9 protein-coding genes are annotated in these 13,069 nt (G+C 49.4%); 7 read left to right on the top strand and 2 right to left on the bottom strand.

What is annotated here, in order from left to right; translation table 11 throughout:
• Positions 1-135: 135 nt before the first annotated feature.
• Positions 136-276, top strand: a complete 141-nt coding sequence (locus Q0991_RS22910) for a hypothetical protein (RefSeq protein ID WP_299492977.1) — start codon at positions 136-138, stop codon at positions 274-276.
• Between the two features lie 154 nt (positions 277-430).
• Here the strand turns inward: Q0991_RS22910 and Q0991_RS22915 are convergent, their stop codons facing one another.
• Positions 431-2,041 carry a B12-binding domain-containing radical SAM protein gene (locus Q0991_RS22915; protein ID WP_299492979.1) on the bottom strand — a complete coding sequence of 537 codons (1,611 nt, stop codon included), beginning with the start codon at positions 2,039-2,041 and terminating at the stop codon, positions 431-433.
• 986 nt (positions 2,042-3,027) lie between these two features.
• Here Q0991_RS22915 and Q0991_RS22920 point away from each other — a divergent pair.
• The 6 genes from Q0991_RS22920 (at position 3,028) to Q0991_RS22945 (ending at position 10,464) form a co-directional block, all read left to right on the top strand.
• Entirely contained in the window at positions 3,028-3,408 is a 381-nt protein-coding gene (locus tag Q0991_RS22920; protein ID WP_299492981.1) for a hypothetical protein, read from the top strand.
• A gap of 111 nt (positions 3,409-3,519) precedes the next feature.
• Complete coding sequence (locus tag Q0991_RS22925) at positions 3,520-5,766, top strand: hypothetical protein (RefSeq protein WP_299492983.1); 2,247 nt, start codon at positions 3,520-3,522, stop codon at positions 5,764-5,766.
• 153 nt (positions 5,767-5,919) lie between these two features.
• Entirely contained in the window at positions 5,920-6,795 is an 876-nt protein-coding gene (gene lipA, locus Q0991_RS22930) for a lipoyl synthase (protein ID WP_299492985.1), read from the top strand.
• A 1-nt stretch (position 6,796) separates the two neighbouring features.
• Entirely contained in the window at positions 6,797-7,333 is a 537-nt protein-coding gene (locus tag Q0991_RS22935) for a hypothetical protein (RefSeq protein ID WP_299492988.1), read from the top strand.
• Between the two features lie 58 nt (positions 7,334-7,391).
• A complete protein-coding gene (gene rimO / locus Q0991_RS22940) occupies positions 7,392-8,720 on the top strand; it encodes a 30S ribosomal protein S12 methylthiotransferase RimO (protein ID WP_299492990.1) in 1,329 nt (442 codons plus the stop codon).
• 337 nt (positions 8,721-9,057) lie between these two features.
• Positions 9,058-10,464: a DEAD/DEAH box helicase gene (locus Q0991_RS22945; protein WP_299492992.1), complete on the top strand. Its 1,407-nt coding sequence runs from the start codon at positions 9,058-9,060 to the stop codon at positions 10,462-10,464.
• 109 nt (positions 10,465-10,573) lie between these two features.
• Here Q0991_RS22945 and Q0991_RS22950 read toward each other — a convergent pair whose 3' ends face one another.
• Entirely contained in the window at positions 10,574-12,844 is a 2,271-nt protein-coding gene (locus Q0991_RS22950) for a transglycosylase domain-containing protein (protein ID WP_299492994.1), read from the bottom strand.
• Positions 12,845-13,069: the final 225 nt, after the last annotated feature.

Raw genomic sequence — 13,069 nt, forward strand, 5'->3', positions numbered from 1 at the left:
AATGCTCTACGGAATAATGGGGGTTTCAAAAAGTATTGGCTAACTGTGAACTCGATTTAGGAGAATTTTTAGTCTAGATTGGTACCCTGTAGCCCCTACCAAATAAGCTTTTGAAGACTTACCGGGAAAAGTCAGATGCTGACAACGGATGGTCAAGGGTTTACTCAGGCTTATGACGTTCCTATCGGCTCCAACTGGCCAGGGAAACAGTCAACGGATCCCCCTAAACCTGCTTTAGTGGCAGTCTATCGCCAAGATGGCAAACCGCTGATTTAGCCCCATCAAACCATCCCGCCATAAAAATAATAGGCCTTCGCTGGATCAGGGATAAGCTTCGCTAGGTTCCCTATCAGCACGCTCCAGACCATACCCGTTATGACAAATGAGTTGGGCTGGTTCGATGGCTTCAAAAGTAAACCTCAACGATATATCAGGCCGTTTTTGCAGGGACCTGCTCTGCAGAGGCCGCTTCCACGGGTTGAACGACCCGTGGATGATTTTGTAGATGCACTGCTAACTGAGACTCAATTTCATTCCGAACAATTTGTCGATATTCCATAAAGTGTTCAATAAAAGCAGTGGCAATCAGATATCGAGTGAACACTTTGGGATTCTTTTGGATCATGCGGAACAGATTAATCCAGAATTTCCAGCGAGTGTTACGGACAACGCCTTGGCGCCAAGCCAAGGTGCTTATCGCTCGAATATCCACCCAGCTTACTTTTTTAAAAGACTTTGTACCCGATCCACCTTTTCGAGGGCGAATATTCATGCTCATAAAATGACGGAAAGTACGGTCAAGGTACTTTTGAGGATCATAAATATTGCAGAAAGCCTCTACATATTCATTGGCAATCTCGTCGATGGGACGGGTTGGAACATAATTCATCAATGAGGTTTGATTACCTGTTCCTTCCTGATCTTTTAGCAGCCGCCCTTCTTTTTCTAGACGGTGCCATAGTGCAGTATTGGGCAAAGCTTGCAGCATACTAAACAGGGCGATAGGTATATTGGTTTTTTCGACAAACCGGGTTATGCGATCACCTGCCCCACTCTTTTCCCCATCAAAGCCAATAATGAAACCTGCCATAATCCTCAGCCCTTTTTCAGACATGGTGTCAATGGATTCACTGAGGGAGTCCCGAGTATTTTGGAATTTCTTAGTTACCTTTAAGCTCTCTTCATCTGGGGTCTCAATCCCCAAGAACACACTCGTAAAGTTACATTCGATCATTAGATCCATCAACTCTTCATCCTGAGCTAAATCTACAGAAGCCTCAGTTGTAAAGTTGAAGGGATAATCTTTTTCGGCAATCCAGTGCCGTAACTCAGCTAGCAATAGCTTTACATTGCGCTTATTGCCAATGAAGTTGTCATCGACCATAAATATTGAGCCGCGCCATCCCAGTTCAAACAGCCGATCTAGCTCACCAATCAGTTGCTCAGGAGTTTTCGTTCTAGGCTTGCGGCCATAAAGCACGATGATGTCGCAAAATTCGCATTGAAAGGGGCATCCCCTAGAAAACTGCACTGACATATTGTCGTAGGCAGGGAACTTAAGTAGATCAAAGCGAGGAACGGGAGTATCAGTGACAGCAGGTTTTCCCGTGGCCCTGAACACACCACTCTTTTCGCCTCGTTCTATCGCCTCGATGAACATGGGAAGGGTTATTTCCCCTTCATCCAAAATCAAATAGTCTGCGCCGACAGCCTGCAGATCCTCAGGAACAGAGGTGGCAAAAGGTCCACCCACTGCAACTCTTTTACCTCGCCGATGGGACTCCCGCACAAGGTCTAACATATCTTCTTTCTGGACAATCATGCCGGAGAGAATCACCATCTCTGCCCAGTCCCAATCTGACTCAGGCACAGCTTCAATATTGCGGTCAATCAGCCGAAACTCCCATTCTTGAGGCAGGATTGCAGCTACCGTCACTAAACCAAGAGGAGGTAATAATGCTTTTTTGTCAATTAAGGACAAGGTTTTCTCAAATGACCAAAAACTTTTTGGAAAGAGGGGGTAAATTAGTAAAACTCTCATAGAGTGGTCACGTCTCCTAATCCAAATACCTCAAATCTTACCGCTAATTCGCTTTTCTTGCTGAGAATAGATTTGACCATAGACATTGACTTAATTCAATTGCAATTTCTCAAATTTGTGAAGGACTTTGTCCTTTTTGTCAACTCGGGTTATGCCTTTAAATCCAACTGTCTACGCACCTCTGTTGCTCCCAAAAATAAAAATGGGGTGACGATCGCTCCTATTAACACCAAAGAGTAGGGAAAAGGGAAATAGAAAACCTAGAGGAGCAATATCCCCTAGGACGAATCCATAGGATCAATGACATAGAAAAATTTGTTGTTTTCATTCCCTCAGGGAATCTATAACCGCTGTTCCATAAGGGAATTCGGCAGCTCAGACAGATTAAAAATAAAGCCAACTAACCATCCATATTCGATGGAATTAAAGCTCAAGAGTTGAACCTGTGGCCCTGAGTTTGAAAATAATGGAGACTCTAAATACCTACAGCAAAAAGGTACTGAAAATGCAGGTTAATGGTAAGCCAATCAATCCTCCCCAACGCTTATTGGCCCCCAGCCATTGGGCCTGAATCAGAACATTTACCCATTCAAAAGGTTTCGTCTTCCAAATAAACGCCTCTAAAACTCCCGCTATCAATAGCCCACCCCCAAGCCATAAAATATGCGAAGTGTCTTGGGCGAAATGGGTCCAGAAAAGTATTGTTTTTGCAACAGATCAAATGGGATATTGCCTTCGAGGAACACCTTTTGTTTGTCAGCGGCTCTGAGCCTATTGCTGCCACTATTTGGGCTAGTGGTTGATTGACGACCTCCAGCTTGTCTTTGTTCCGCGCTGGTCTACGCCAAACCTTGACTTTTGACGATGTCATGGGCGTTAAGCCCACTGATAAACGATATTCCCAAGGATTCGTGGATTTTGTCCTATGTGCCTAGCTCGCTTCTAGGGCTATCCCCCAACGCCGACGGTTGAAGGAATATGCGTTTGTGTGTTCGACAGAGCAGCTGCGATCGCAAAGGATCAATATCATCTGCCAAGCGATGCAGGGCTTGCCTATATCGAACCAAGCCATTGTGGAAGATGCTCATAACCGTTTGGCAGCCGCTCATGCCCAGCTAGCGGATGGTTATGGGGATGGCTTAATCATTCGTAAAGGAATTACTCACAGACGCTTGGGAACCGCATTTCTGAAAATGACCGCCGGAGAACACCTCCTCCTCTCAGAGATGGAATACGATAAGGCTAGGTGGAGACAGCGAGCCCCCCTTAGGTCGAAGGGCCTACTGGCGGTGGATGGAGAACAAATCAATTACCGTTCCGTCGTAATGCATGGTTTAGCAAGCCACGCTCGAGTTTTTTGCCGTTAATCTGAGGGCTGACGTGCCGATGTATACTCTTCCCCAGCCACCCAAGCTGAGCTAGGACTGGGAACGTCCCTGTACTGACAGCAGAGATTCAGTGGAGTCATTATCCTCAATATGAAGTCTATTCCCCTATCAACTGGGCTTTGCGTAGCCATCTTGAGTTTCAGTCTGCCCACCCATGCTGAGACTGCTCCCTTCTCAGATCCACTTCTCCAATCTACTCCATGTGACGCATGCCCTCTCAGTTCATCTGAGCTGAAAACGCTTGATTTTAGGTTTAGTCACAGCCCGACCGTCCAGATTAAGCAGACCACCAGTAGCTTAAGATTATCCAATTCAAGCGAGAAAACTTCTCCAGTCAAGGTCCAAGCGACGACTGCTCAAAGTCCCAATTCAGAGCCCGTTAGCTCTAGTGAGACTCGCCCGGCTATCACCACCAACGAAACCACTCACTCATTGACGTCTCGGTCATCCCCATCCGTAGCACCTCATCCAACAAGCTTACTCTCACCGCCAACGCTTATCTCCCAAGCAACCACTCCCCGAGATCTTTCCCTTCCGCCCTCAATTTCAAAGAGTGCGGCGGATTTAGCCCAAGTCGACTCAGTCCCGTCGGTCGAAACGGACGTTGAGACCAACCAGGGCGATGAAGATAATGAGGAAACTGAAACACCCCGGTTTAGCCCTTTAGCCAATCAGCAATTTCAGCAACCTACGGCGATTCACCTACCCAAGGGAGTGGTGGCCATGAGCCTCTCCAACCGCCTATTCTTTTTGCCGGGAACTGAAGCAGCTAGTGGTACGGCAGCTTATCCGAATTTTGGGGTCACTTGGGGCATCACGGACAGCACCGAATTGGACCTCACCCTGCAGGTAGTGGATACGGGTACTCCAGACCGACTGGGACCTTTCGGCGTTGTTCGACGGGTAAACAACCGAGATTTAACGCTATCCGTTAAGCAAAGACTTTGGGATAACGCCGACGGTACGTTGGCCTTTAGTGGTTCCTTCTCCTTAGCGGTCCCCCTGACCAAGCGTACGTTTGAATTTAATCCCGGCAGGATTGAGCAGGAAGACAGCAGTTTAATCCCAGCCCTCCAATTTCCCTTTACTGCTACGGTTAGCGATCGCTGGCAGTTTACCCTTTCCCCCACCATTGCCTTTTTCCCCGATAGCAATGCCGTCTTTATCCCCCGGCCGCCCCTCGCCAATCCAGGCTCCTTTGGCACCACCTTTGGGCTGAGTGGGGCAATTTCCTATCAAGTTCATCCTCGGATTACCCTCTGGGGTGATGCTTTTGTTCCCTTTACCGGCAACAACAGTTTCAATCGGGATTCGGGATTACCCGCCAAGTCTATTGCCTATAATGCGGGGCTGCGGTATTTCCTCAATCCCAGCCTCGGTCTCGATATCTTTGCCTCCAATACCTTTGGCAGCAAAGGACCCTTAGCCTTAACGGCCGATCGGGATTTAACCGCCTTGGGCCTGCGGGTCATTTCTTTACCGAGTCTGCTTGCCTCAAACCGCCGGATTGCCGATAGTTTTAACCGCGATCAGGAGGGTCAAGATTCCCCTAATACCATTGATGGTTTGGCCTTTTTTGATGGTGGGACGGTGCCCAGTCAGCGTTTCTTGTTTCACTTACAAGGGGGTGGACAAGGCATTCAGACCGCCCTGCGCTACGGGGTGACCAAGGACTTTGAACTATCCGCTTACTTAGACTATATCTTTGGGGAAGTAGACGAGTCAGAGCAAGGCTTTGGCGTTAAGCTGCGACTGCTGAACCAGGATGAGGCTGCTCCTCTGACAGCCAGCGCAGCAGTCACGGTGGGACTCACCAACAATATCTTCGACAATTTTGATAACAACAATCGCAATGGCCTGCTCCGACGGGGGGCCCAAAAAGACTTCCCCCTGATCTTTAGAACGGATAGCCCCGAAGGCAGACGGTTTGTGGTCACCCTCTCCCTTCCCCTGCATTACAAAGTCAATGATCAGTTGGCCGTTTGGTTCACCCCCATCGCCGGGTTTGTCCAACGAGAGGGAGTTGAGTTGGGAGGCTTTAATGTCGGCAGTTCGGTTGAAGTCGTGCAAGACCTCAGTCTGGTCGGTGAATTGGGCGCCAATTTCCTAGGTGAGGGCAATGCTTTTATCGGCAACACCCTAGCCGATCGCATTCCCTGGTCCGTCGCGGTTCGCTGGAATCCCAGAAGCATCATCGGCGGGGATAAATCAAGCCCGAATCAACCCAATGTTGAGTTTTTCGTCACCAATCGCGTGGGTTCATCCACCTGGCATCAACTGAGAGTCAGAGATCAAAACGAGATTACCGTTGGTGCCGGGATTTCTATTCCGTTTTAAGATTATTTCCAATATGGCGGCAGGGCATCGGTTTTGGTTCGCGCTGATTCCAGGCCGAGGTTCAGCCCCGCTCATCTGCGTGGAGGGCTGATTCTTCGTCGATGCAAACTCGTTATAGTTAAAGTGCGTGCCGGTCGTCATAAGGTAGACCCAATGGTGAAATCTGAAATACGGGAACGCTTGCCGGAATGGCTACGTCGTCCGATTGGCAAAGCCAGTGAACTATCCACTGTCCAGCAGATTGTCAAACGCCACCATATTCACACCATCTGTGAGGAAGGCCGCTGTCCCAATCGGGGTGAATGCTATGCCCAAAAAACGGCCACGTTTTTACTAATGGGACCAGTCTGCACCCGAGCCTGTTCGTTTTGTCAGGTCGATAAGGGGCATGCCCCTCAACCATTGGATCAGCAGGAACCACAGAAGGTTGCTGAATCGGTACGCTTATTGGGATTGAAATATGTGGTGCTCACCTCAGTGGCCCGAGATGATTTGCCAGATCAAGGGGCGGGATGGTTTGCCGCAACAATGGCAGCAATCCGAGCGGTCAGTCCGCATACAGACATCGAAGTGTTAACCCCTGATTTTCGGGGCGATCGCACCCTGATTGCCACCGTTGTTAACGCACAGCCTGTTTGCTATAACCACAACCTGGAAACGGTTCGCCGCCTCCAAGGTCCCGTCAGGCGAGGGGCAAAATATGAGCGATCGCTCCAGGTATTAGCCACGGTGAAGGAACTTGCACCTAAAAATGATGTCATACCTAAAATAGCGACTAAATCAGGGTTGATGCTGGGCCTTGGCGAAACGGAAGCCGAAATCATTGAAACCTTGCGAGAGTTGAGAGCAGTGGAGTGCGATCGCATTACCCTCGGTCAATATATGCGTCCCTCGCTTAACCATCTTCCTGTCGAAAAGTATTGGCACCCCGATGAATTTGATCGTCTCGGTGACATCGCCCGTTCTCTCGGATTTAGCCATGTCCGCTCCGGTCCTTTAGTCAGAAGTTCCTATCATGCAGGGGAATAGTGTGGAGTCTAAAGTCAACCCATTGAGTGTCGTTCAAGCGGTTTCTTGGATTGCAGTTTTTCTCTTCTTCTTGATGATGAGTGGGTGTGGAATGGGGCAACAGTCGTCAACTCGTTCATTTCAAGCCGTCTCAACCCTGGGGAAGTTGTCCGTGGGGAAACCTTTACCCACTTATGCAGGCACCTCTGAATCTGGTCTACAAGCGAGTAATAAACCTGCAGAACATAAATCTTTGATTCATCTCTTACATACAGACTTACCCCCCCTTTGTGTGAACGAAGAATGTGGTGCCTTTGGTTCCATCGCCAATCTCAAAGGAGCGGATCTCTATGGCGGGTCTGATTTGAAACTGGCCGATCAAGTCTTCGGCATTTTCCCCACTGATAATGAAGCCTTTCACCAACAATCGCAAAATTACGGGGTTTTAATTATTTCAGATCAGGACGCCAAAATCCGTGCCATTTACCAGCATGTAGACTTGCCAGATGTAGAAACTGTCCTCCAAGACGCAGAGGCCATCTTGGCTCAAGCTGACTGAATTTCAAATCATAAGATAGGATCACTGAGTATTCTTTTTCAAAATTGACTGATTCTGCATGGCCAACTCGCCCTCCGTCGCCGTTGCTCACCTCGGCTGTGAAAAAAATCGCGTTGACACTGAACATATGTTGGGGCTGCTGGTGGAGGCGGGCTATCCCGTCGACAGTGATGAAGCCTTTGCCGATTATGTAATCGTCAACACCTGTAGCTTTATTCAAGCGGCCAGAGAAGAATCTGTGCGTACCCTGGTCGAACTGGCCGAAGCCAACAAAAAAATTGTGATTACAGGCTGTATGGCCCAGCATTTCCAAGAGGAATTGCTAGAAGAGCTACCCGAAGCTGTGGCCCTCGTAGGTACTGGCGATTATCACAAAATTGTAGACGTCATTCAGCGAGCTGAAGCGGGAGAGCGGGTCAAAGAAGTGTCCCCCGAACCGACCTATATCGCCGATGAAACCGTACCTCGGTATCGCACTACCACCGAAGGAACTGCCTATGTGCGGATTGCAGAAGGCTGTGACTATGGCTGTGCCTTTTGCATTATTCCCCACTTACGGGGCAAACAACGTTCGCGCTCCATTGAGTCCATCGTGGCTGAAGCCCAACAATTGGCAGCCGAAGGCGTCCAGGAGCTGATTCTAATTTCCCAAATCACGACTAACTACGGCATCGATCTCTACGGTAAACCTCAGCTCGCTGAACTACTTCGGGCTCTCGGTACCGTGGATGTACCTTGGATTCGCATGCACTATGCCTATCCCACCGGCTTAACCCCAGCGGTGATGGCGGCCATTCAAGAAACCGATAACGTTTTGCCCTATTTAGATTTGCCCTTGCAACATTCCCACCCAGAGGTGCTGCGGGCCATGAATCGTCCCTGGCAAGGCCAAGTCAACGATCAGATTATCGAGACCATCAAAACGACCTTGCCTGATGCCGTTTTGCGGACCACGTTTATTGTTGGCTTCCCAGGCGAAACGGATGAACACTTTGAGCATCTGTGTGAGTTTGTCCAGCGGCATAAATTTGATCATGTGGGTGTTTTTACCTTTTCGCCTGAAGAAGGCACTCCCGCTTTTGGCTTACCCGGTCAACTGTCCCAAGCGGTGATGGATGCGCGACGTGATCGCTTAATGGCATTGCAACAACCCATCTCCTGGCAACAAAACCAACAAGAAGTGGGGAAGACCGTGCCAGTTTTAATTGAGCAAGAGCATCCTGGTTCGGGTCAACTGATCGGTCGTTCCGCTCGGTTCTCCGCTGATGTAGATGGCCTTGTTTATATTGATGCGGGTGATGCCACCTCTCCTCGATTAGGTGGCTTAACCGACGTTTATATTACGGATGCAGACGCCTATGACCTGCATGGAGAGTTGATCCGCTAGCCATTGCTGTTTAAGCGTTCCCTCATGATATTGAGGGGATCTTGCTCAGTAAAATGTCATGATGTCTTGACTCATGATGCTTTTTGTTACACTTTGTTGCAGAATAGAAACACTAGGACAACCATAGTCCTAACTTACTATCGCCAACTCGTACCTGTTGGCCCTTTACTGCCCTCTATTGTTCAGCCACTAAATCCAGAGTGGTATTCAGATCCCTTAACCTCATACTTTTGACGAGCAGACACTGATAGTCATGATTCAGATGCTGCGGTGATTGCTCGGTAGACGTTTTTCTGCACGAGCGGCAGTAACCTGTATTAACCCTCTAGGAGAGTTCATGACCCTTACGTTTAGTCAACTTGGTCTTTCACAAACTCGTGTTGATTGTTTAGAAGCGCTTGGTTTTACCACCCCCACTCAAATTCAAGCAGAAGCCATTCCCCACTTACTGGCTGGTCGAGACATTATCGGTCAAGCCCAAACAGGAACCGGTAAAACGGCTGCTTTCTCCCTGCCAATCCTAGAGCAGCTCGATCCTGCCATTAAAGCCCCTCAGGCCCTGATTTTGACGCCAACTCGAGAGCTAGCGGTGCAAGTGAGTGAAGCCGTTTACCAATTTAAAGCGGATGGAGCATTGCGGGTCGTTGCAATTTATGGGGGTCAGTCCATTGATCGTCAGATTTCACAACTGCGTCGTGGTGCTCAGCTGATTGTCGGTACCCCTGGCCGCGTTTTAGATTTACTGAGCCGGGGTGACATCATTCTCGATCAACTGAGCTGGTTTGTTCTAGATGAAGCCGATGAAATGCTGAATATGGGCTTTATTCCCGATGTCCGGAAAATCCTAAAACAGGTTCCTGGTAATCGCAAAACAGCCTTCTTTTCAGCGACGATGGCTCCCGAAATTTACAAGTTATCGAAGCAGTTTCTGAATGACCCAGTGACGGTGACCGTAGAGCAGCCCAAGGCGGCTCCCACCCGAATTAATCAAGTGGCCTATCGGGTGCCCCGGGTATGGGCACGGTCCACGGTCTTGCAGGCAGTTCTGGAACTGGAAGACCCTGAATCCGCTATCATCTTTGTCCGTACTCGCCGGGAAGCGGCAACGTTAACCCAGCAGCTACAAACGGCTGGATATAGCGCCGATGAATATCATGGTGACCTTAGCCAAAGCCAACGGGAGCGGTTATTGGATCGCTTTCGTCAACGGCGCATCCGCTGGGTCGTTGCAACTGATATTGCGGCCCGAGGCTTACATGTGGACGACCTGAGCCATGTGATCAACTACGAGCCCCCCGATAGCGTGGAAAGCTATGTGCATCGGATTGGTCGAACTGGACGAGCGGGCAATGAAGGTACTGCCATTTCCCTAGTCCATGCCCTTGATCGCTGGAAGCTGCACGAAATTGAGCAGCATATTCGCCAGGAGATTCCGACGCTGCCTACTCCAACCCGCTCAGCGATTGAAGGGCGGCGACTCGAAAAACTCACGGAAGATCTGCACAGCATCCTGACTGGGGAACGCTTGGCTTCTTTCTTACCCACGGTTTCCCAACTCAGTGAAGACTATGACACTCAGACTATTGCTGCTGCTGCCCTGCAAATGGCCTTTGACCGCTATCCCGCCATTACCGCGAACCTTGATGATTGGTCTTCTAAGAATGGCGGACGCAGTCGGAAATCGAAACCTGTTCTAAACAAACGTCGAAACTCTAACCGTTCTGAGATTTCTGCATCCACTTAACACAGCAGAAAATCACGTCAGAAAAGATGCAGCACAACCTGAACTCAGGTTGTGCTGCATCTTCGGCAACCTTCCGGGAAAGGGAGACTGAGATTATTCTGAGTTGAGCTCAGTCTACGGCTGCATCTTCGGTATGTTCTGCTGTAGGCTCTTCTTGCCTAGGCATCGGCAAATTCTTTAGCCGTTTGGGTTTAACGGGTTTAGCCTCAATACTTCCCTGCCGGCCTGTCAATTTTGGTAAAGAAGGGAACGACTGAGCAGGAATGTCTTTGACAGCCTGCTTCATAAACTGTCCCCAAGTGGCGGCGGCTGTTGAACTACTGCCGGTTGTGGGGTAGTTATCGTCATTCCCCAGCCAGACCCCTGTTACCAACTGGGGAACATACCCAACAAACCACAAATCTCGATTATGTTCTGAAGTACCCGTTTTACCCGCTACAGGGCGACCGATTTGTGCTGGTTTGCCAGTGCCAGAGGTCACCACCTGCTGCAACATCCACGTCATAATGGCTGAGGATGACGAATCAAGCGCCTGCTGCTTGGCAGGCTGATGTTGAAACAGGACTTTACCCTGGCGATTGCGAATCGATCGGATGCCAAAGGGCTGAGTCCGGTAGCCCTGGGCGGCAAGGGTGCCATAGGCCCGCGTCAATTCCAGTAAGCTGACTTCATTCGCCCCCAAAGCGGTAGAGTAATAGGGCTTTAAGGGAGACTGAATCCCCAATTCGCGAGCCAGCTTAATGGTGGGCTCAAACCCCACTTCCATAAATACCCGAACCGCTGGGATATTAGCGGACTTAGTTAAGGCCTGGTTCATGGACATCCAGCCTTTATAGGTATGACCATAATTATTGGGCTGATAGCCATCCACAATAAAGGGGGCATCTTGAAAGCCATCATGGGGAGAGAAACCAGATGCGATCGCAGCCGTATACACAAACGCCTTAAACGTAGAACCAGGCTGCCGTTGAGCTTGAGTCACCCGGTTGAACTGGGACTGTGCAAAGGCATTGCCGCCGATCATCGTTTTGATCTCTCCATTCCGGGGATCAAGGGACACCAAAGCGGCCTGATCAAAGCGCTGGGAATAGCCCTCGTGATAGACCACATCTTTAATGGTTGAGGCAGCCGCTTTTTGCCACTTCAGGTTCAGGGTCGTTTGAATGTCTAATCCACCCTGTTTAAGCACTTCCTCGGGTAACAATTCTGGTAACTGCTGCTGCAAGTAAGCCGTGAAGTATGGGCTGTGGTCTTGGGCATTCGGTGGCTGTTTTGGATTTAAAGCGATCGGACTACGCTTCGCTTGCGCTGCCATTGCAGGCGTAATTGCTTCCGCCCGAACCATCCGATCTAAGACTAAATTACGGCGTTCTTGCGCCACCTTGGGATTCATCAATGGCGAGTATAAGCTAGGGGCTGCAGGCAAGCCAGCCAAGGTCGCACTTTCTTGCAAATTAAGCTGTTCTAAAGACTTGCCAAAATAGACCCAAGCGGCATCTGTCACCCCGTAAGCGCCACTTCCTAAATACACCTGGTTCAGGTATCGCTCTAAAATCTGGGTTTTAGAGAGTTTATCTTCAATTTTCTGGGACAAGCGGGCTTCTTTTAACTTCCGCAAAATCGAGCGTTCTTGGTTTAAGTACGTCATCCGTGCCAACTGCTGGGTGATCGTGCTGCCACCTTCCGCCAGCTCTCCTGACATCAGGTTGGTCACCATGGCTCGTAAAATGCCTTGGCCGTCAATCCCATCATGCTCAAAAAAACGCCGATCCTCAGTTGCAATGAAGGCCTGCTGCAGTTGCTTGGGAATTTGATGAATCCTGACTGTTTTTCGACTAGCAGGGCCATCCTGAAACAGAATGGCACCATCCGCAGACTTTAAGGTTAGGGTTCCGGCCCGGACCTGGGTTTCGGCAGCAAGGTGGGTCGTATCGGGCAAATTCATTTCCAGGGCAATCCATCCCCCACCATAGGCTACACCTGTCGCGCCCAGAAATAGAGCTAACCGTTTCAATGGCTGCCATCGCGATAAGGGCTGGCGAGCCGCTCTTTCTATACGCTGCGGTATGGTCTCCGTCGAGGTCGGTAACGCTGCCACCCGCCCAGCCTCTGAGAGCCGAGAATCTGTTCGTGAGGCAGAAATGCGGTGGGAATGACTTTTACGGTTTTTCGATTTCTGGCGAAGTGCTTGTTTTCTTTGCTTGTCTTGCTGTTTCTGCTGACGTCGTTTATCTTTTAACTTTTTGCGGAGGCTAGCTGTAGACTCGGGTATCGGTTCCAGATAGAGCGCTTGGTCTTTCGTTTTACTAATAGTTGAGGGAAGGATTTTAGAAGATTGTGGATCGACAGCAGGACGAATTTTTGAAATTTGCTTAGCCACGAAACGCCCCTCTTGCTGTTTTAGAAATACCAATGAGATCCGCTCTACAACCACCAGACCAGTGCAGCTTGGGACTTAATTTAACGCAATGTCAATAAATAATCTATGTTCTGGATAAAAATTCAACAAATCTCTCAGTTTTAGAACTTCACTTGCTGTAGTTCAGTCACCCTGATATGCAGACCAGTGCTAACAGCATTAAACACCTTACTCTAGTTGTCCTAT

It is taken from the genome of Acaryochloris sp. IP29b_bin.137 (assembly GCF_028285745.1).
In the GTDB taxonomy this organism is placed as follows: domain Bacteria; phylum Cyanobacteriota; class Cyanobacteriia; order Thermosynechococcales; family Thermosynechococcaceae; genus Acaryochloris.